Annotated in this window: 19 protein-coding genes; 12 read left to right on the top strand and 7 right to left on the bottom strand. The window is 48.0% G+C overall.

The genetic code is table 11. The features are described 5' to 3' along the window. Positions 1 to 100 precede the first annotated feature (100 nt). The gene (locus tag B3S86_RS03710; protein ID WP_290749235.1) at positions 101 to 1,291 is read left to right on the top strand and encodes a helix-turn-helix domain-containing protein; all 1,191 of its coding nucleotides are present in this window, start codon (positions 101 to 103) and stop codon (positions 1,289 to 1,291) included. Between the two features lie 29 nt (positions 1,292 to 1,320). Here B3S86_RS03710 and B3S86_RS03715 read toward each other — a convergent pair whose 3' ends face one another. After that, the gene (locus B3S86_RS03715) at positions 1,321 to 1,500 is read right to left on the bottom strand and encodes a hypothetical protein (protein WP_035408763.1); all 180 of its coding nucleotides are present in this window, start codon (positions 1,498 to 1,500) and stop codon (positions 1,321 to 1,323) included. Positions 1,501 to 1,588: 88 nt separating this feature from the next. Beyond that, positions 1,589 to 3,022 (bottom strand): C40 family peptidase, encoded by a 1,434-nt coding sequence (locus B3S86_RS03720; protein WP_056060501.1) that lies wholly within the window; start codon positions 3,020 to 3,022, stop codon positions 1,589 to 1,591. A 197-nt stretch (positions 3,023 to 3,219) separates the two neighbouring features. Here B3S86_RS03720 and B3S86_RS03725 point away from each other — a divergent pair, with 197 nt between their 5' ends. Beyond that, the gene (locus B3S86_RS03725; protein WP_290749244.1) at positions 3,220 to 4,932 is read left to right on the top strand and encodes an ABC transporter ATP-binding protein; all 1,713 of its coding nucleotides are present in this window, start codon (positions 3,220 to 3,222) and stop codon (positions 4,930 to 4,932) included. A 124-nt stretch (positions 4,933 to 5,056) separates the two neighbouring features. Further along, positions 5,057 to 5,917: a DUF4003 family protein gene (locus tag B3S86_RS03730; protein WP_035408756.1), complete on the top strand. Its 861-nt coding sequence runs from the start codon at positions 5,057 to 5,059 to the stop codon at positions 5,915 to 5,917. 80 nt (positions 5,918 to 5,997) lie between these two features. On the opposite strand, the gene B3S86_RS03735 is transcribed toward B3S86_RS03730, so the two are convergent. Both B3S86_RS03735 and B3S86_RS03740 read right to left on the bottom strand, forming a co-directional pair. Next, positions 5,998 to 7,245, bottom strand: coding sequence for a lysine N(6)-hydroxylase/L-ornithine N(5)-oxygenase family protein (locus tag B3S86_RS03735; RefSeq protein ID WP_035408754.1), 1,248 nt, complete (start codon positions 7,243 to 7,245; stop codon positions 5,998 to 6,000). A gap of 75 nt (positions 7,246 to 7,320) precedes the next feature. Next, positions 7,321 to 8,451 carry a S1C family serine protease gene (locus B3S86_RS03740; RefSeq protein ID WP_035408750.1) on the bottom strand — a complete coding sequence of 377 codons (1,131 nt, stop codon included), beginning with the start codon at positions 8,449 to 8,451 and terminating at the stop codon, positions 7,321 to 7,323. 205 nt (positions 8,452 to 8,656) lie between these two features. Between B3S86_RS03740 and B3S86_RS03745 the strand changes: the two genes are divergently transcribed. Then, entirely contained in the window at positions 8,657 to 9,007 is a 351-nt protein-coding gene (locus tag B3S86_RS03745; protein ID WP_035408747.1) for a DoxX family protein, read from the top strand. A gap of 38 nt (positions 9,008 to 9,045) precedes the next feature. Here the strand turns inward: B3S86_RS03745 and B3S86_RS03750 are convergent, their stop codons facing one another. Further along, the gene (locus B3S86_RS03750) at positions 9,046 to 9,810 is read right to left on the bottom strand and encodes an SGNH/GDSL hydrolase family protein (protein WP_056060514.1); all 765 of its coding nucleotides are present in this window, start codon (positions 9,808 to 9,810) and stop codon (positions 9,046 to 9,048) included. Positions 9,811 to 9,936: 126 nt separating this feature from the next. Between B3S86_RS03750 and B3S86_RS03755 the strand changes: the two genes are divergently transcribed. Both B3S86_RS03755 and B3S86_RS03760 read left to right on the top strand, forming a co-directional pair. Then, on the top strand, positions 9,937 to 10,857 hold the full coding sequence (locus B3S86_RS03755) for an ABC transporter ATP-binding protein (RefSeq protein WP_290749254.1): 921 nt from the start codon (positions 9,937 to 9,939) through the stop codon (positions 10,855 to 10,857). Further along, the gene (locus B3S86_RS03760; RefSeq protein WP_035408742.1) at positions 10,850 to 11,848 is read left to right on the top strand and encodes an ABC transporter permease; all 999 of its coding nucleotides are present in this window, start codon (positions 10,850 to 10,852) and stop codon (positions 11,846 to 11,848) included. The genes B3S86_RS03755 and B3S86_RS03760 overlap by 8 nt, the downstream gene beginning before the upstream one ends. Before the next feature lie 36 nt (positions 11,849 to 11,884). Here the strand turns inward: B3S86_RS03760 and B3S86_RS03765 are convergent, their stop codons facing one another. Then, a complete protein-coding gene (locus tag B3S86_RS03765; RefSeq protein ID WP_290749257.1) occupies positions 11,885 to 12,412 on the bottom strand; it encodes a hypothetical protein in 528 nt (175 codons plus the stop codon). A gap of 509 nt (positions 12,413 to 12,921) precedes the next feature. Between B3S86_RS03765 and miaA the strand changes: the two genes are divergently transcribed. Further along, positions 12,922 to 13,848 (top strand): tRNA (adenosine(37)-N6)-dimethylallyltransferase MiaA, encoded by a 927-nt coding sequence (gene miaA / locus B3S86_RS03770; RefSeq protein WP_290749260.1) that lies wholly within the window; start codon positions 12,922 to 12,924, stop codon positions 13,846 to 13,848. Between the two features lie 48 nt (positions 13,849 to 13,896). Next, positions 13,897 to 14,145 carry an RNA chaperone Hfq gene (hfq, locus tag B3S86_RS03775; RefSeq protein ID WP_023467753.1) on the top strand — a complete coding sequence of 83 codons (249 nt, stop codon included), beginning with the start codon at positions 13,897 to 13,899 and terminating at the stop codon, positions 14,143 to 14,145. A 149-nt stretch (positions 14,146 to 14,294) separates the two neighbouring features. Here the strand turns inward: hfq and B3S86_RS03780 are convergent, their stop codons facing one another. After that, entirely contained in the window at positions 14,295 to 15,266 is a 972-nt protein-coding gene (locus B3S86_RS03780; protein ID WP_290749263.1) for a tyrosine-type recombinase/integrase, read from the bottom strand. A gap of 139 nt (positions 15,267 to 15,405) precedes the next feature. Between B3S86_RS03780 and hflX the strand changes: the two genes are divergently transcribed. The 4 genes from hflX to glnA all read left to right on the top strand — a co-directional run bounded on the left by hflX (position 15,406) and on the right by glnA (position 19,859). Continuing rightward, on the top strand, positions 15,406 to 16,647 hold the full coding sequence (gene hflX / locus B3S86_RS03785; RefSeq protein WP_034785946.1) for a GTPase HflX: 1,242 nt from the start codon (positions 15,406 to 15,408) through the stop codon (positions 16,645 to 16,647). 2 nt (positions 16,648 to 16,649) lie between these two features. Then, positions 16,650 to 17,927 (top strand): aminotransferase class I/II-fold pyridoxal phosphate-dependent enzyme, encoded by a 1,278-nt coding sequence (locus tag B3S86_RS03790; RefSeq protein WP_035408732.1) that lies wholly within the window; start codon positions 16,650 to 16,652, stop codon positions 17,925 to 17,927. Positions 17,928 to 18,068: 141 nt separating this feature from the next. Next, positions 18,069 to 18,467 carry a MerR family transcriptional regulator gene (locus B3S86_RS03795; protein WP_023467758.1) on the top strand — a complete coding sequence of 133 codons (399 nt, stop codon included), beginning with the start codon at positions 18,069 to 18,071 and terminating at the stop codon, positions 18,465 to 18,467. A 45-nt stretch (positions 18,468 to 18,512) separates the two neighbouring features. After that, the gene (gene glnA / locus B3S86_RS03800; protein ID WP_056060529.1) at positions 18,513 to 19,859 is read left to right on the top strand and encodes a type I glutamate--ammonia ligase; all 1,347 of its coding nucleotides are present in this window, start codon (positions 18,513 to 18,515) and stop codon (positions 19,857 to 19,859) included. Positions 19,860 to 19,895 lie beyond the last annotated feature (36 nt).

Genomic DNA, 19,895 nt, shown 5'->3' on the forward strand with positions numbered 1-19,895 from the left:
TAAATTTTATTGAACTTTAGTGTAGAATAAAGGAGTGGAAGAAAAATGTAAAGATAAAGTTCAATATAATTTAACTTTTATGATAAAAGGAGTGACCAGTGTGTTAGGGGAACGTATCAAACAGATCCGAAAACAGAAAAAAATGACGCAAACGGATGTTGCGACCGGCATCATCACGAAGTCAATGCTCAGTATGGTCGAGAACGGCAAAGCGACACCGTCTGTGCCCGCATTACAGGCGATTGCTAGGCGATTACAGGTGACAGTCGAAGAATTAATGCTCGATCCGCGAGATGTTCAGATGCGGGAACTCATCGAAACAATCCGTTCGCGGCATACCCCATATTTTTCAGACGAAAAAATTCAGGAACTTCTAGAACCTTACTTGGTTCCGGAAACGACTTCCTATTGGCAAGGGCAGGTCTATCATAAATACGGCGATGCCCTCCGAGCGTCTGACCCGGGGCTTGGTTTGATATATTATGAGAAAGCAGAGCGGATTTTTCAACAGCTCGGTCGTCAAGATGAGCAGTTGCTCGTTCAGATCTCGAAAGTCTATTTTTTATTCAATCTCAAACGGACAAAGGAAGCGTATGAGCTGATCGAAGCAATGGATGTACCACGCGAGATTCCACTGGCGCCAAAAACCTATTTAAATTTCCAAATCTTGCGTGCGCTCCGAGCAAGTTTGTTCGATGATCACTATACAGAAGCGATCGCCTTATTGCGTGAAGGGGTTCAGTATATGCGGGAGCAAGATGTCTATTATCATGTCATTTCGTTTCAACGTTTCCTCGGATTGTTTTTATATCTAGAAGGGGAAATCGAACAATCACGGCAAGAGTTTGATCGATTGGAGCAGTTTTTTGCATTTAGTGAAACGACTGCCGTTGGACGGATCGAAGTTGATTTGACGAAAGGACTCATCGCGATTTTCGAAAATGATACGAACGGCATGCAGATGGCGTGGGAAAGACTCGTTACTGTAGCGATCGATGACGCGAAACATTACATCGGACAACTCGAAGTCCATCTCCTTGTCAATGGCATCGAATTACCGAATCAGACGCTGCAGCAGAGCGTCGATAAGATATGGGAGATGCAAGATGCCTGGCTTGCTGCGAGTGGATTCGACCAAGCGATGATGTTACAGACGCTCGTACTGGCGATGCAACGAGGGATTGGTCAGGAACGACTGGAGGATGTTTTACGATTGAAGGATGACCTTCAAAGTGAACGGCTCAAAGGCGATCTTGAGCGAGAGATACAAGCATTGGTTAATGTTCAATGACGAAAAAACAGGCATGAAGCGCACTCGCTTCATGCCTGTTCGTGTGAGGATGTCGTTCTTCTGAAAATCAATAAGACGCATGCGGCGACGGAAACGATCAAGTGACCGATATAGACGTCTCCCGTCTGGATATAATGCAAGAGCATCGAACCACCAAAAATCAATAAGGTAAGAAAGAGCAGCCGGATATAAAGTGTTTTATAAGACATGCAGACACATCCTTTCCATATCCAGTATATCCAAAAGAGAAGCGGTAAGACAAAAAACATCCACCCCGAGGGATGGATGAAAAATGTCTTAAAGTGATTTAAAGCCTAATAGTTTTTGTGTCCAGTAACGTTCTGAAAGACGGCTGATGCCAAGAGCTGGTTCATTCGCATGGATGAACTGGTCGTTGTTCAGCATGATGCCGATATGTGTTGGACCAGCGGCATACGTGTTTTCGAAGAAGATGATATCGCCGCGTGTTGGCTGACGAAGTTTCGAAAGCTTTACCCCAAGATAACGGTCATCGTTCCAGTAACCGTTGACGTTCGTCCGTCCGACAGAATAGCCAGCAGCATTCAACGTGTAATTAATGAAACCAGAGCAGTCGAAGCCACCGTTGACTGGACTACTTGACCCCCATCGATATGGCGTTCCAAGATATTGTTGCCCAATCGAAATCGCACGTTCCATCAATGTTGAACCTGGAACAGTCGTTACCGGGGGTGTCGTTGGAGTGACCGGAGGCGTCGTCGTGACGGATCCCGTCGTGATGTAACTCTTCGCGACATAGTAAAGACCAGTTCCAATCTTGATCTGGTACCAGCCGCTATCTTTTCCTGTCGTTTCACCCGTGACATTGACTGTCGAACCGTGTCCGACTTGTGTGAAGACTTTAGACGACGTCGAAGGTAACGTACGGACATTCAATCCAGTTGGTGCGTTGACGCGATACGTCTTCGAAGCATCAACCGGCGTCAAAGAGACTCCAGGCGTCGTCGGCGTTGTTGGTGGTGATGCTTTTGTTGAAGCTTTGACATAGGTCGAAGCGACATATGCTTCTTTTCCGTCGAGCTTGACTTGGTACCATGAATCAACGGCACCTGTGACATCAAGAACCGTTTGATGCGGTAATGTCTTGTAGATTTTTGCATTCGTCGCTGCAGCAGTCCGAGCATTCAAGCCTTCCTTCGCATTAACCGTGTAGACTTTCGATCGATCGACCGCTTTAACGACTTGTTTGACGGGAGTCGTCACTGGTGGTTTGGAATCCGTCATGACGTTTGATGTCTTTTTACTGACTAACGTCGCATGGACATAGGCCGTTTGTTTCTTATATGTGATTTGGTACCAATCACCTGATTGTTTCTGAACAGTCAAGACAGTATTCTTTGCTAGTTTTCCGAGTGATTTCGAACTCGTCGTTGCTTTTTGCCGGACGTTGACGGCATCGGTGTTCGTTATGTAGGTCGTAGTTGTCGGAGCCTTTTCCGTCGTTGCTTTGACGTATGCTGAAGTAATGAAAGCTGGTTTCGACTGATAGCGGATTTCATACCAGCTGTTGACTTTCTTGACAGCTGTCAGCTTCGTACCTTTTTTTAGAGTCGTGATGACCTTCGCGGAAGTCGAGGCAGCCGTGCGAATGTTGACGTTATCCGTCAAAGTCAGTGTCGTTGACGCGGCTGAAACCGGAATTGTGGTACCGACCAAAGCGAGCGTCGTGAGGGCGAGAACGGTCTTTTTCACGTGACATAGCTCCTTCCAAGAGATAGGTAAAAATCGTTGTTACCATTTTGTCATAAAAAGTGCTGATTCCCCTGAATTAAAAATATAATTTTTGTCTGGAAAACTGTAATACCGTTTTTCAAAAAAAAACGAATAGGTAGAAGGAGTATTTTCAAAAAAGTTCAAGTACACTAGAAGTACTCGGAAGGAGGCTACACATGTTACACCGTTTTTATCAGTATTATATCCCACATAAACGTTTATTCTGGCTCGATTTCACGTCTGCCTTATTCGTCGGGGTTTTAGAACTTGCGTTTCCACTCGCAGTTAAATGGTTCATCGACTCCTTGTTACCAAACGGAGAGATGAACTGGATCATCCTTGTCAGCGTCGGATTATTAGCGTTATACGTCATCAGTACGCTGATGCAATTCGTCGTCAACTATTTCGGACATAAGCTCGGGATTAATATCGAGACCGATATGCGTCGTCAGTTGTTTAGTCATGTCCAGAAACAGTCGTTCCGTTTCTTTGACAATACAAAGACGGGTCATATCATGAGCCGGATCACAAATGACTTGTTCGATATCGGGGAACTAGCCCATCATGGTCCGGAAGATGCGTTCATTGCCGTCATGACCTTGCTTGGTGCATTCTCGATCATGCTGACGATCAATGTGCCGCTTGCCCTCGTGACGATCATTGCTGTGCCATTCCTGATCTGGTTGATCAGTTATGCGAACGTTCGGATGAATAAATCATGGGACCGGATGTACGGTAACATCGCGGAAGTCAATTCACGCGTCGAGGACAGTGTTTCCGGTGTCCGTGTCGTCCAGTCGTTCACGAACGAAGCTTACGAAATCGAGCGTTTTGAAAAAGACAACGCAACGTTCCGTCAGTCGAAGATCAATGCCTATAAGGTCATGAGTAAGAGCCTGTCCGGCATCTACTTGACGACTCGTTTGATGACACTTGCCGTCTTAGTCGTCGGTGCGTACCTGACATATCGCGAAGCCTTAACGGCAGGAGAACTCGTCGGCTTCATTCTCTACATGAATATCTTATTGAAGCCAATCGATAAGATTACGGCATTGCTTGAGATGTATCCGAAAGGGATGGCGGGCTTTAAGCGATTCCTTTCGATGATTGATGAAGATGCGTCCTTACCTGATGCACCAGATGCGCTCGTCGTTGATCGCTTGAACGGTGGCATCACGTTCAAGGATGTCGCATTCGGATATGAAGCGGATCGTCTAATCTTAGAACACATCAATCTGACGGTCGAACCTGGTCAGACGGTCGCATTCGTCGGAACATCCGGGGCAGGGAAGACGACGATCTGTTCGTTGATTCCACGTTTTTATGATGTTCTAGATGGCGCAATCACAATTGACGGAATTGATATCCGGCAAATGACGAAGGAGTCACTACGTCAACAAATCGGTATCGTCCAGCAGGATGTCTTCTTGTTCTCAGGGACGATCGCTGAGAACATCGCCTACGGTGATCTGAATGCGACGCACGAAGACATCGTGCGGGCAGCAGAACGTGCCCACCTCGGACCGATGATCGCGGACCTTCCGGATGGGTATGCGACACAAATCGGCGAACGCGGACTCAAGTTATCGGGTGGACAAAAGCAACGACTTGCCATCGCACGGATGTTCCTAAAGAATCCACCGATTCTGATTCTGGACGAAGCGACGTCAGCTCTTGATACGGAAACGGAAGCACTCATCCAAGAGTCGCTGGCCGAACTGTCTGAGAACCGGACGACCCTCGTCATTGCGCACCGTTTAGCGACGATCCGGAATGCGGATAAGATTTTCGTCGTCACGAAAGACGGGATCGTCGAAGAGGGCTCGCATGACGAGTTGATGGATCAAGGTGGTTATTTCTCCCGTTTGTTAGAGAGACAACGAGTTTGAATCGATTTGAAAGAATGTAAAAGCAATGGACATGTTCCGTTGCTTTTTTTGTGCGTTTAAAAATATGATTGTGCAAGCCATTTTTAGGGAAAACGATGCATAGAAAAGAAGGAGAGGTGGAAGGATGTACGGTCAATTCTGTGAGAATTATGATGAGAGCTATCCCGTCTTGCGGGAGGAATCGTCACATGATTTCCATCGTTTTTTTGCGCTGTCCTACACGATTCACGATACTGTCTTTGAGCAGAATGTCTACGAACGTCTGATGCGAACGATCAAACACAAGACATCTCGCTTTTCAGCGTTACGGAGCCGCTATACACCATTGCTCGTTGCCCATGTTCAACTGAATAGCACGGATCCTGATGTCCTCATCGAAGAAATCATCGTCGCTGAAAAGAAGATTAAACATCGATTGATTCGTGATAAAGGAGTCCGACCATTTTTTGCACTCAATGAAGTACTGAACCGTCGACAAGGGATTGATGCGTTTCCCTACATGGAACGCTTGCATGCGACACGACCACATCTGAATGCTGCGAAGCAGTATGTCGTGACATCGACTTTGCTTGAACAGCACCCACTACCAGATACGTTTTTAGAACGCGTTGATACGTTTGAAGAGTGGCTTGCGCAATATATGGAACGGACGAGTGAACGTGTCATTACGGCGCAGATCTTAGCAGCGCATCCGGATGCGTCAGCGCAACAAGAACGAATCGTTGCTTGGCGGGAACTACTTGAACGGCGAGAAATCATTATTTGGGATCGTTTAATGCCGCTTCTTGCGTTATTACCATCGATGGAACGTGTTGATTGGATTTACGTGACCCGGATCGTCGATCGGGAGCGAGCACGGAATCGTTTTTCAGACGAAGTCAACTGGTTGATTGCCTTTCATCTGTTACTGGCTAAATCAGGAGTGACACGGGTGCAAGCTACGTTATTGTTACTGGCTGCACTAGAACTAACGAAAAAACCGTGACGTGAAGCATTGAAATAGACAAAACGGACGAGGTATGGCGCGCACCATACCTCGTCCGTTTTACTGTATGCTCATCTGACTTAATCAAACGTCGTAAACGTCGCATGTTGTTCGACCGGATAAAGTTCCGTACCGGCGACAGCGTTCAAAATCAACTGATTCCGCGAAACAGACATGCCGAGATTATCAGCTGCTGGACCATGTGATAACTCTAAATTAGCGGTTGCGTAAAGATGATGCGCCGTCTCGACGGAACGCACGATTTGATAGTCCGCGTCGACTTTCCAAGCGTTGGGTGCTTCGAACACGATATCGAGTCGATCAATGAAGCTTGGAAGAGATGGCGAAAAGCCGGTTGCCGCGATGACAGCATCTGTTTTGGACGAGCGTTCATCTTCGAGCTCTTGATGTTGCATCGCAATCGTGAACCGTTCGTCATAGGTAATCTTTTTCACTTCAAGATTCGCGCGAATCGCGACTTGTTGCTGTTCTTCTTCCGTCAAATCATAGAGGTGGGCATAGATCGATTGCAGGGTCTCTGGACTGATGCCGTTCTGAGACCGGGCGAATTTCTTGACCGACTCTTGTCTTACTTCGAGTGGGAGTTGGTTGAAATACGTCACATAGCTCGGTGAAAAAATTTCTTCTCCGAGTTTACCGGTCTCGAGTGTCTCAAACAGTGTCGAACGCGCAATCCATTCGAGTTCAGGACGCTCTGGAGCAGGTGTCGTCAAAAGATCAAGGAAGATCTCGGCAGCACTTTGACCGGAGCCGACGATACTGATTTTTTTGCGCTGCAACAGTTCTGCCTTGTTCATGACATACTGTGTATTGTGAATGACACGCTCGTCAAACGTGTCTGGAATCGCGGGCTTTGAGCCAGTACCGATGACGACGTTCCGTGCTTCGAACGTTTCCCGTTTACCAGTTGTGACATCTTCGACGAGGACCTCGAAACTATCACCGGTATCTTGCACATCGACGACGCGGGTTGAAAATCGTAAATCATCAAGCTGTGTCGCCACCCAGCGTAAGTAATCATTGTAACCTTGTCTTGAAATCAGAAGTTTTTCATAGAAGTAAAACGTGTGGAGACGTTGGATCGATCGTAAGTAATTAAGGTAAGAAAATGCGCTCGTCGGATCAGCAAGTGTGACGAGATCGGAGATGAAGCTTGTCTGCATCATCGAGTCCTGAATCATCATGCCGGGATGCCATGAGAATTGTTCGCTTTCGTCAAAAAATAACGTTTTTAAATCTGTCGGATGAGCCAGTGCGCTCAACCCTAAATTCATCGGACCAATGCCGATGCCGATTAAGTCATACATAGAAAAGCCTCCCAATTCGATATTGTTCTAAAACAATACCCGAAAAGGAAGGCGGACGAAACGTCAGGCTGAAGTTTACAGCTGGTCGGTCGTCGTTGTTTTCGTCTCGACCGTCATCGTTTTTCCGTCACGGATGATTGTCAGTGAGAGTGGACCGTCTGATTTGATGAGTGCCGTTTTGATATCGACGAATCCTTTAATCTCGGAGTCGTTGATTTTCGTGATCACGTCACCTGTTTTCAGTTTAGCCGCAGCGGCTGGACTGTTCGGTTCGACTGACATGACGACGACACCTGTTTTTTGACTGTCTGGTAAGTTAACTTGATCTTTTAAATAACCAGCAGGGAACGCCGCCACATCTTGTAAGGAAACACCGAGTGTCGGATGTTCGACTTTACCGTTCGTCTCAAGTTGTTTGAGGATTGGTAATGCATCATCGATTGGAATACTGAAACCGACACCTTCAACACCCGACTCGGCAATTTTCATCGAGTTGATACCGACGAGTTGTCCTTGTTCATTGATCAAGGCACCGCCTGAGTTACCAGGATTGATCGCGGCATCCGTCTGGATGACCGTTGTATTAAAGTCGTCTTGTCCATCGTTATTCGTATCGACCGGTACAGTCCGGTCTTTCGAACTGACGATTCCACGGGTAACGGAGTTTTGGAATTCACCAAGCGGATTACCAATCGCAAGGACAGTCTGTCCGGCTTTTAAGTCAGCCGATTTCCCGAGTGTGATGACGCCTGGAACGTCGTTTGCGTCGACTTCTAACACGGCTAAATCATACGTTTCGTCACTACCGAGTAATTTGGCTTGCAGTGTTTTACCGTTGTTAAGTGTGACATCGAGTTTTGATGCGCCATCGACGACGTGGTGGTTCGTAATGATGTATGCTTTTCCATTCTCTTTTTTATAAATGACACCAGATCCCGAGCCGGCAGCTGCTTCTTTTTGCGACATCGCATTACCGGTTTGATAATTCGTCACCGTTACAACGGATTTTTGAGCAGTGGCGACTGCATTCGTCACTGGATCATTCGACGTCGTCGAGACTTGTTTTGGCATTCCGTTTGAGAGTGGTGTGTCCGCGACCTGTTGTTCTTGATCGAGTAAAATCGGAAACGCGATCGTTGCCGTCAGAACGGCACCGATGATTCCTCCAGTCAATCCAGGTAAAAGTCCTTTTGTTTTTCCAGCCATAAGTCGTCATCCCTTCCTGTATGATTTCTGACTTCATCATAGCAAATGAAGCGACTTGTCACCTGATTACGGGAGACATTCCGAAATGACTCATCATTCCCCATAATTCGACGACAATTTCTAAAAGTTGAGATAATCGGATCAGTTCGATACACTGAAGCTGTTTCGAATGAATCCGTAAAGTGGAAAGAGAGAGTGAAAGATCATGCTATTACGTTTAGTCTATGGAGCAGGATTATTGTTTGCGGGAGTTGGTCATTTCCGCAACGAGAAAGGGTTTGTCAGCATCATGCCGTCGTTCATTCCGTTCAAGCGCTTTTTCGTCCAAGTAACGGGTGTGATCGAGATCGCTTATGGTCTCATGCTATTGACAGGAAAAGGAGTACATCTCGTTCGTAAGACGCTTCCGGCCTTTTTGTACGCGGTCTTACCGGCAAACGTCAATATGGCCGTCAATCCGAAACCGGTCAATGGGAAGCGCCTTCCATCATGGTTGCTCTGGACACGTTTGCCGCTTCAATGGGGACTCATCGCCTTGGCCAAACGCCTGAAATGAATCGGAACAAAAAGCCGCCATTTAGGCGGCTTTTTGTTTTAGAAACGTTTATTGACAGCAAGTAATGCGGCTTTTGCGATCTCTTCATAGGTAGAGTCGTTCGGATGGAACTGATCGCTTGATAAATCACGTTTGACGTCGCGAACGAGATTGAATGTGTCGATGATTTCGACGTCATATTCAATCCCGAGCGTCCGGGATTTAGCATTCCAGTCTTGCACGATCGCATCGAACGCCTCACCGTTTTCCGTTGCACGGAAAGGATTATAAAGTCCGACGTAGAAGATGACAGCATCCGGATTTTGTTCGCGCAGAATCCGGAACGTCTTTTTTAAGTTGTCTTGAGCCGTCGTAATCGTCGCGGCCGTTTTCTTTGCATCGAAATTCGTGACACCTTCGCCACGATTGAACAAGTCATTTCCGCCGATCGTCACCGAGATGACTTTCGCTTGACTGACTGAGCGTAGGACTTCTTTTTGTTTGAGTTGTTTTAATAAATTTTCCGTCCGGGCACCACTGACGGCAAGATTCTGAAAACGCTCGACCGTGTTCGCTTTGACAAGGTCGCGTCCGACAAGAGCAGCATAACTATTTCCGTTAGATGCTCCAACACCACGCGTCAAGGAATCACCAAGCGCGACGTACGTTCCGCCTTTTTTGACAGGTTCTTCCTTTGTTGGTGTGAGGACGGCACGCTTCGGTGGATTGACGACGTCACTATAGGCGTTGACGAAACCGTAACCAAACAGTGCGGTCAGTAAGAGTGAAACGGTTAAAAACAGGGGCCAGCGTAATCGCTTCATGAACGTTCCTCCTTCTAGGTTCTATCCTGATTGTAGCAAATGTAGAAAGAATGTGCGGAAATGAAGTGTTCTGACAAGTCAAATGATTCATTATTCCGCTAGAATAGACAATAAGAGGTGAGAGACGTGAAACCAACAGTGAAATTAGAAGGTGTAACAAAGGTGATCGGAAAAAAAACGATCATCGATAATATCTCGTTTGAAATTCAACCGGGTGAGGTCTTCGGATTCCTTGGACCGAACGGGGCAGGGAAAACGACGACGATCCGGATGCTCGTCGGACTGATCAAACCGACGTCCGGTAAAATCACAGTCTGTGACTTCGATGTCCGCAAACAGTTCGTCCAAGCGATGGAGCGGATTGGTTCGATCGTTGAGAACCCGGAGTTGTATAAATATTTGACAGGTCGTGAAAATTTACAAGTCTTCGCCCGGATGTTACCGAATGTCGACGAGGCAAGGATTCAGGAAGTCATCGATCTCGTCGATTTGACGGCGCGGGTCGACGATCAAGTCCGGACATACTCACTCGGGATGCGTCAGCGTCTCGGTATCGCCCAAGCACTACTCGGACGACCAAGCGTCTTGATTCTCGACGAACCGACGAATGGTCTCGATCCGATGGGGATTCGGGATTTGCGTCAATTCATCCGCCGGCTCGTCGAGGAAACGGAACTGTCGGTCCTCGTCTCAAGTCATATTCTCGCTGAAATCGAGATGCTCGCCGATCGTGTCGCGATCATGAGTTACGGTAAAATCGTCCAAGTCGGAACGGTCAAGGAGCTGGTCGAGTCGCTTGCTCCTGGTGTTGATTGGCGTGTCGACGATGCCTTCAAGGCGAACGAGATTTTATCGGCTTCTGATTTAGTCCAAGTATCCGAAGTCGTCGATGCGAATACGGTCCATACCTTGATGGATGCTAGTAAGACGCCGGCACTCAACAAGCAGTTGCTTGAAGCAGGTGTTGAAGTTTGGACGATCGAACGGAAAGTCCAGACGCTTGAAGATCTGTTCATCACGTTAACGGGAGGCGATCACATTGCGTAATCCGAACATGATCGGTCTCGTCCGAAATGAAGTTACGAAAATCGCTTCGAAACGTCGGTTTGCTGTCGTTGCGATCATCCTCATCGTCCTCGTCTCAATGTTTACGTACGCACAGTATCGAGACATTCAAGAACAGATCAAAAAGCAAGGAACACTCGATTGGCGGGTTGAACTTCAACAAGATATCGTCGATACACAGAACCGTCTTGCTTCTAGCAGTATTCAAGATGAGTTCCGTCAGTTCCTTGAATTCGACCTAAAACAAAACCAATACTATCTCGATAACGACATCAATCCGAATTATCCGGGAGCCCCGACGTTCATCCGGATATTCTTTTCGCAAGGATTGACGCTGATTTTACCGCTGTTCATCATCGTCATCATGGCGGACATCGTCAGCGGGGAACAAAATGACGGAACGATCAAGACATTGCTGTCGCGACCGGTCCGGCGTTGGAAGATCCTCATGGCGAAATGGTTGACGGTGTTACTTTATACATCGATGCTGATGGCATTGACCGTCGTCGTCTGTTATGCGATATCCGGAATCGTCCTCGGTTATGACGGCTGGACCGCACCGATCTTGACCGGATTCCAAGCTTCACCGAGCGGAACGTTCTCGACTGAATTCGTGCATACGTTACCGATGTGGGAGTATCTGTTGATGGCGGTCGGTCTAGCCTGGATCGTCACGGCGGTCGTCGGGACGATTGCCTTGATGGTTTCCGTTCTCGTCAAGAATACGGCGACAGGCATCGGGATCATGATGGCAGTTTTGATTTCCGGTACGTTACTGACGACGCTCGGTTCAAGCTGGACGAGTTCGAAGTATCTCGTCAACGTCAACTTTGGACTGATTAACTACCTCGATGGTCAAGCGCCACCGATCGAAGGGATGACACTTCCGTTCTCGCTTGCTGTCCTCGGTTGTTGGACGGTCGCGGCACTAATCGTTGCCTTCTGGAACTTCACGCAAAAAGATATGTATTAAGAAAAACGGGTCCACCTGAAGAGGTGGACCCGTTTTTCATGATTTGTAAGGCAATTTGTCGTATGTTTCCATTATTTTTTGATACTGAAGCTGTGTTGGTATTGAAGCGTCTAAACTTAGAACGGGGGAAACCGACCGTTCCATTTGCAGTTGGTGTTCCGCGAACGTGCCGATCATCTTCGGGTCCGTCGCCGTATGATACGTCCGGCACCAGTCGAGGAACTCATTTGATCCTGAAAAGTCAGGATAACGTGCTGCTTCGCGTGCGATGAGCCGTTCCATCCGGAGCGATTCGTCGAGCGACAGGAAGACGAGCAAGTCCCGATTGGTGAAACCATCCGGGTGCCAGGCGAAGACGGAACCGGAGACGACGTAATCACGGTAAGACAGTATATCTGATTCATACATGGAAAATCGCTCGGAGACGTCACGTTTTTCAGTGAACTTCGTATCTTTCCAGAGATAATGGTCGGTATCGATCCACGCAATCCGTTCCGATTGTCCGATGAATGCACCTAGTGTACTTTTTCCAGTACCAGACCCACCAATGATTTGAATGCGCACGAGAACCAGCTCCTTTCGAAATAATCTACTAGCACGCAGAACAGGCCCGGGCATGATGCCGGACCTGTTCTGTGGAAGAAGGAAATCTTCCTATGTCGCCTCGTGCCAGCACAAGACATGGAATCGAGAGGCAGTGCCTCTAATAGGAAGCCGATGCAGGTCAGCCTCCGCGCTACGTACCAATCGTACTTTTATCATACTGATTCCAAGAATTGGTGTCAAACCTGCTCGAAAGGGTTTACAAACCATTCAAACCGTCAAAAGAGAGAATAACGATGACTAGAGGAGGAACGACCATGGCAGATTGGGGCATCATGCTGACAGGCGTCGTCATTTGTGGATGGTGCATCTTTAGTGCCATCTATGACGATTTCATCCGTCGCGTATAAGACAAGTAAGTGTGGAACCGTCCAAGAAGGGCGGTTTTTTTGTGGATTTTTTTAATCCGAGTAAATGGCTGTGGTACACTCGAATCAAAAATGAAAAAGATAAAGAATGGGTGAAGCAGAATGAAGAAACAACCAGTTATCGTCATCGTCGGACCGACGGCAGTCGGAAAAACGAAGACAGGCATTGAACTCGCAAAACGACTAAACGGAGAGGTCTTATCCGGAGATTCGGTTCAAGTCTATCAAGGGATGGACATCGGATCGGCAAAAGTGACGACCGAAGAGATGGAAGGAGTGCCGCATCATCTGCTTGATCTCGTCACACCGGACGACGAGATGAGTGTAGCCCGTTTCCAAACGGTTGCCCGAGCAACGATCGATGAGATCGCGAGCCGTGGTAAGTTGCCGATCATCGTCGGCGGAACAGGGCTTTACATCCGTTCAATTTTATATGACTACCAGTTTACTGAGCAGGCAGAAGATCCAGCCTTACGGGCTGAACTCGAAGCGTATGCGGCGACACATGGAGCAACTGCACTACATGATCAGTTAAAGGAACTCGATCCGGTGCGCGCAGAAGCGATTCATCCGAATAACATCCAGCGGGTCGTTCGGGCGATCGAGGTCGCGCGCACTGGTCAGACACAAACGACCGGTAGTAAGCCAGCACTTTACGAGAGTCTGTTGTTCGTCTTACACATGGAAGACCGGGATCGCTTGTATGACCGAATCGATCAACGAGTAGATATGATGGTCGAAAGTGGGCTTCTTGAAGAAGTGTCGCGTCTTGACGCTGCCGGGTATCGACAGACGAAGGCGTTGCAAGCGATTGGTTATAAAGAGATGTTACCTGTTCTTGACGGAGCACCACTCGATCCTGCTGTTGACATGCTAAAACGGAACACACGACGCTTCGCCAAACGTCAATTGACATGGTTCCGTCATCAATTTGATGGCGTTTGGGTAGATATGGGAAAGTTTTCATTTGAAGAAACGTTCAAAATTATCTATGATAGAACTGTAGAGTTTCTGAAAGCGGTTAAATAAGAGTTGCCCGAAGACAGAAACAGATAAAAAGAGGGGGCACGGGGAATCATGAAAGCGACATACAACATTCAGGACGTCTTTTTAAATCAATTACGGAAAGATGCAGTCCCAACGACGGTTTTCTTAATCAGCGGGTATCAATTACGGGGGCTGATCAAGTCATTTGATAACTTCACGGTCATTTTGGAGTCGGAAGGCAAACAGCAATTGATCTACAAACACGCAATCTCGACGTTCGCACCAGCGCGCAACGTGACGTTATATGAACAAGAAGAGACACAAGAAGTTTCTCGCTAATGAAAAAGACGACCGGGGGGTCGTCTTTTTTTAGGTTTCATTCAGGTGTGGGTCGTATTAAAAATTCGAGACGAATAACGAAAGAAGAATGACGCTTCGCAAGTGAAGCGAAAAATGACAACTACTTCACTTTCAGCGTAAATGTGTCATTACAGTAACGGTGTCAGTTCATCAACCGCCTCTTCATAACGTCGGAGTGAGACATCCTTATAAAGACACGTCTTCTGCAGGCGTTCTTCCTTCGTCATCTCGTTCTGATATGTTTTCAGGATGAAGCTGTTGCGTAACATCGACGGTGTCAAGACCCGTTTATTATCCGACCGTTCATTCAACTGACGCATCATCTTCGTGATCATGACGATCGATAGTTGCTTCGGTGCATTCTTACTGTAAACCCAGCGGAACGTCATCCGGGCGAAGTCGAAGGCGACGAAAAAGGGGTCGGTGCTGTGGTAACGGGGACGGACCGGTTCCGGGATCGTCTTCAAGTAACGCAACATGATGTCTTGATCCTCCCGCTCGAGGTGAAGCAGGTAACGATTACCGAGTCGGTCGTGGACGGTCATCTCTTGCTGGGCGAAATTGAGGTCATGCATCTTCAAACCAATGATGTGATGAACACGTAGACCGTAGCGATAAAACAATCGAAGGATCAGTTCGTTTCGATCGATTAAAAACGGACGTGCCTTCAATTGATGTTCCGTCAATCCACGATCAGATTGATTCGTCCGCACCAATTGCTCGTATTCCTTAAAAGAAGCGACATGTTTTGCCGTTAGTTCGTGCGTCGGTTGTGCGTATTCAATCAGCTTCGCCTTCGTTTGTCGGATCTGGTAATTGACTTGATTGATAACAGTGACAATTCGGGCGACCGTCGCTTGCTGGTAGAGTTTTTCTTCAATCAAGTACTCGTTGATGAATGTCTTCCACGTCTCGATCGAAATCGCCTTGAAATCATCGATCGTCTCGAGTGGTTGGTCGACATCCGTCATATAGCGATGGACTTCGATTAAATCATAGCGATAGCGCCGGACGGTCGAAAGTTGCCGTCCACTTGTCGTTAGATAAAACAGGTAGCGTTCAATGAACTCTGGAAGCGTATACGACTGTTCGCGTGCCATCGTTTTCCTCCCTTTCGTAATGGTGTTTCTTCCATCATAAACCGAACGGATGTTTCCTGTCCAAAAAAGTTCAGACGAACCGGTGGCTGTGGTATGATAAGGGGCGCAGTACGTCTTTACTCGTGAAAGGAATGATATTATGTCAGAACGCGTCATCGTCGTTGGTTGCCAGCTCCCCGGTGTCCCGGATCATGTCTATGAAGAATCGGTCGCGGAGCTCGAAGCACTCGTAACGACTGCGCATGGTGTCGTCGTCGGTCGTTTGGATCAAAAACGACAAGCAATTGACCGCCGTACGTTCATCGGAAAAGGAAAGGTTGAGGAACTCGTTGCGTTAGCAGACGAACTTGAACCTGATTTAATCATATTCAATGCTGAAGTCACGCCCGGTCAAATGAAAAATATCCGGATTGCCTTATCAGACCCGGAAGCGATCAAGTTGATCGACCGGACGCAGTTGATTCTCGATATCTTCGCTGGACGTGCCCAATCACGCGAAGGGAAATTGCAGGTCGAACTGGCACAGATGAGTTATCTGTTGCCACGTCTTGCTGGGCAGGGAACACAACTGTCACGTCTTGGTGGCGGAATTGGAACACGTGGACCAGGTGAGTCGAAACTCGAGACGGATCGTCGTCATATCCGGCGCCGCGTCGATGAGATTTCGAAACAACTCGAGACATCCGTCGCGCATCGTGCCCGTTACCGGGAACGTCGCAAAGAGAATCAGACGTTCCAAATCGCACTCGTTGGTTATACGAATGCCGGCAAATCAACGATCTTCAACCGATTGACTCAAGCCGACACATACGAAAAGGATGAGTTGTTCGCGACGCTCGATCCGTTGACACGTCAAGTCGATTTGCCAGAAGGTGGGCAAATCCTCCTGACGGATACGGTCGGTTTCATTCAAGATCTGCCGACAAAGTTGATCGCAGCGTTCCGTTCGACACTCGAGGAAGTGCTAGAAGCGGACTTGATCCTCCACGTCGTCGATGCGTCGAGTGAGCATTACTTGAACCAGATGCAGACGACGAACGATGTTCTCGATGAACTCGGTGCCGGTGACATCCCGCAGCTAGAAGTCTACAACAAGAAGGACCAGCTGAACCGTTTGTTTACAGGCGGGAAACTGTTGATCTCTGCACTTGATCCACAGGACATCGAGCGTTTGATTGAAGAAATCGAACGGTCAATCAGTGAGATCCTCGAGTATCTCGAGATCCGCATCCCGGTTGATGGTTTTGCTCATTACAATCCGGCAAAGGAAGTCATGATGAACTTGAAGGAATCGTTCGAAGAAGATGGTTCTGTCATTCTTAAAGGTTACTTGCGTAAAGATACGCGTCTATATGCGACATTGAAACAATACGAGGTGTAAACATGTTTTCAGAATTAACCCATTACGAAACGCTTCGTCCGCTCATTGACCGGGCGGAGGAACAGATCGCTCCGTACGTCAAGAAGGCGCAAGAGGTCGCGGAATACAATCAATTCCGTGTCCTCGATGCGTTTCGGCGTCACAAGGTCAGTGATTTTCATTTCATGCCGTCAACAGGTTACGGCTACAACGATGAAGGACGCGATACGCTCGAACGCATCTATGCCGACGTCTTCGGTGCGGAAGCCGGTCTTTGTCGTCCACAAATCATCAGCGGCACCCACGCAATCGGTATCGCATTGTTCGGTTTATTGTTGCCGGGCGATGAACTGCTCTATATCACAGGAAAACCATACGACACGCTCGAAGAGATCGTCGGAATTCGTGGTGATGGACGCGGTTCATTAAAGGAACTGGGCGTCCACTATGATGTCGTCGAGATGAAAAACGCCGAGACGATCGACGTACCGGCCGTTCTCGAACGGATCACACCGCAGACGAAGGTCGTCGGGATTCAGCGTTCAAAAGGGTATGCGACGCGCCGCAGTCTACCGGTTAATGAAATCGGTGAAGCGATCGCCGCCATCAAAGACGCTCATCCCCATGTCTTGATTTTCGTCGATAACTGCTATGGTGAATTCGTCGAGACGATCGAACCGACGCACGTCGGGGCAGACTTGATGGCAGGGTCGTTGATTAAGAATCCGGGTGGTGGTCTTGCGAAGACTGGCGGTTATCTCGTCGGTCGAACGGACTTGATCGAACGGGCATCGTTCCGGATGACGACGCCAGGGATTGGCGCCGAAGCCGGTCCATCGTTATCCGCACTTCCGGATATGTATCAAGGTTTCTATATGGCACCACATACGGTTAGCCAAGCGTTGATGGGTGCGATGTTCACGTCAAGCATGCTCGGTCAGTTCGGCTTTGACACGGCACCGCACCATACGGCAGAACGGACGGATTTGATTCAATCGGTCTCGTTCCATGCGCCGGAGCCGATGATTGCTTTCTGTCAGGCGATCCAAGCTGCTTCACCCGTCAATGCACATGCGTTACCAATTCCGGATTATATGCCGGGATATGCGGACGATGTCATCATGGCAGCAGGAACGTTCGTACAAGGCTCATCGATCGAGTTGTCAGCGGATGGTCCGATCCGTGCACCCTATACTGCATACGTCCAAGGTGGTTTAACGTATAGCCACGTCAAGATCGCGATTATCTCAGCCGTCAATCACTTGATGGAAAAACAATTAATTCCAGAAAAAAACGTTTAATACTAGCATATCTCGTGAAAACGACCTCTGAACGACTTCGAGTAAAGTGATTAAAAAAGTTGTGTTAACTTTTCTTACATCGCTTGACAAGTTGCCTGACAGAGGTTTATTCTCATGGAGTAAGGAAAAAGGAGGAACCACATGGCAGACTCATCACGCCAGTCCAAGCCACTATTTCCCATCGGAGTCGTTCAAGAGTTGACCGCGTTATCTGCCCGCCAGATCCGATATTACGAAGAACAGGGACTGATTAAGCCGGAGCGGACAGAGACGAAGCGTCGCCTCTATTCGTTCAACGATGTCGATCGCCTGTTGTCGATTAAGGAATACCTGGATCAGGGACTGAATATCGCAGGGATCAAATTGATTTTTGAAAACGATCTCGTCAAACGCGAACGCGTTGCGGAGAGCGTCGTCGAGACGCGCCCGGAACTATCTGACGGCGAATTGTATAAACTCCTGAAAAATGAATTGAAGGAAGCAGGACGACATGGAAAGACGTCGCTCATCCAAGGTGAGCTCGGGCGTTTCTTCAAGTAAGGACCTGTAACCATATAAAAACGAATCGGAGAGGGGATTTGTCACATGACACGTCGCAACATTACACGAGAAGATATTTTGAAAATCGCTAAAGCTGAGGATGTACGCTTCATTCGCTTACAGTTCACAGATATCCTCGGAACGATCAAGAACGTTGAAATTCCAGTAAGCCAATTGGAAAAAGCACTTGATAACAAAATGATGTTCGATGGTTCATCGATCGAAGGATTCGTCCGGATCGAAGAATCAGATATGTATCTCTTCCCAGACTTAAACACATGGGTCGTCTTCCCATGGACAGAAGATGGAACAGGGAAAGTTGCACGTTTAATCTGTGACATCCATAATCCGGATGGCTCGCCGTTCGCAGGAGACCCACGTGGTCAGCTCAAACGGGTACTTAAAGAGATGGAAGAACTCGGTTTCACATCATTCAACGTTGGACCAGAGCCAGAATTCTTCCTCTTCAAGAAAGATGAAAAAGGTCGTCCGACACTTGAATTGAACGACCAAGGTGGATACTTCGACCTCGCACCAGTCGATCTTGGTGAAAATTGCCGTAAAGAAATCGTCATCGAGCTCGAGAACATGGGCTTTGAAATCGAAGCATCACACCACGAAGTCGCTCCAGGTCAGCACGAAATCGACTTCAAATATGCGGATGCGATCACGACAGCGGATAACATCCAAACGTTCAAACTTGTTGTCAAGACGATCGCGGCGAAGCACAACTTGCACGCGACATTCATGCCAAAACCACTCTTCGGAGTCAACGGATCAGGAATGCACGCGAACATGTCGCTTTTCAAAGGCAACGAGAACGTCTTCTTCGATGAAGGCAACGAAGAAATGCAATTGTCGGATGATGCACGTGCCTTCACAGCAGGTATCCTCAAACACGCACGTGCCTTCACAGCGGTTTGTAACCCGACAGTCAACTCATACAAACGTCTTGTTCCTGGCTACGAAGCGCCTTGCTACGTCGCATGGTCAGCCCGTAACCGTTCACCACTCGTCCGTGTTCCTGCAGCACGTGGACTCTCGACTCGTATCGAAGTTCGTTCAGTCGATCCAGCAGCGAATCCGTACCTCGCGCTTGCGACATTGCTCGCTTCAGGTCTCGACGGAATCAAGAACAACTTGAAAGCACCGGCTCCAATCGACCGTAACATCTACGTCATGGACAAACCGGAACGCGTTGCGAACGGAATCGATGATCTTCCATCAACACTCAGCCACGCACTCGAAGTCTTGAAAGCGGATGACGTCGTCATGCACGCTCTCGGCGATCACATCGCAGAGCACTTCGTTGAATTGAAAGAAATCGAATGGGATATGTTCCGGACGCAAGTCACGGAATGGGAACGCGATCAGTACATGGTCTTGTTCTAATCCAACTCAAGCACTTCTGGACTTTTGTCTGGAAGT

The organism is Exiguobacterium sp. UBA3968, assembly GCF_002385115.1.
Classification (GTDB): Bacteria; Bacillota; Bacilli; order Exiguobacteriales; family Exiguobacteriaceae; genus Exiguobacterium_A.

Coding starts and splice junctions, on each gene's coding strand:
- B3S86_RS03715 (WP_035408763.1), bottom strand. CDS start 1,500: ATGTCTTATAAAACACTTTATATCCGGCTGCTCTTTCTTACCTTATTG.
- B3S86_RS03725 (WP_290749244.1), top strand. CDS start 3,220: ATGTTACACCGTTTTTATCAGTATTATATCCCACATAAACGTTTATTC.
- B3S86_RS03730 (WP_035408756.1), top strand. CDS start 5,057: ATGTACGGTCAATTCTGTGAGAATTATGATGAGAGCTATCCCGTCTTG.
- B3S86_RS03735 (WP_035408754.1), bottom strand. CDS start 7,245: ATGTATGACTTAATCGGCATCGGCATTGGTCCGATGAATTTAGGGTTG.
- B3S86_RS03740 (WP_035408750.1), bottom strand. CDS start 8,451: ATGGCTGGAAAAACAAAAGGACTTTTACCTGGATTGACTGGAGGAATC.
- B3S86_RS03745 (WP_035408747.1), top strand. CDS start 8,657: ATGCTATTACGTTTAGTCTATGGAGCAGGATTATTGTTTGCGGGAGTT.
- B3S86_RS03750 (WP_056060514.1), bottom strand. CDS start 9,810: ATGAAGCGATTACGCTGGCCCCTGTTTTTAACCGTTTCACTCTTACTG.
- miaA (WP_290749260.1), top strand. CDS start 12,922: ATGAAGAAACAACCAGTTATCGTCATCGTCGGACCGACGGCAGTCGGA.
- hfq (WP_023467753.1), top strand. CDS start 13,897: ATGAAAGCGACATACAACATTCAGGACGTCTTTTTAAATCAATTACGG.
- B3S86_RS03780 (WP_290749263.1), bottom strand. CDS start 15,266: ATGGCACGCGAACAGTCGTATACGCTTCCAGAGTTCATTGAACGCTAC.
- hflX (WP_034785946.1), top strand. CDS start 15,406: ATGTCAGAACGCGTCATCGTCGTTGGTTGCCAGCTCCCCGGTGTCCCG.
- B3S86_RS03790 (WP_035408732.1), top strand. CDS start 16,650: ATGTTTTCAGAATTAACCCATTACGAAACGCTTCGTCCGCTCATTGAC.
- B3S86_RS03795 (WP_023467758.1), top strand. CDS start 18,069: ATGGCAGACTCATCACGCCAGTCCAAGCCACTATTTCCCATCGGAGTC.
- glnA (WP_056060529.1), top strand. CDS start 18,513: ATGACACGTCGCAACATTACACGAGAAGATATTTTGAAAATCGCTAAA.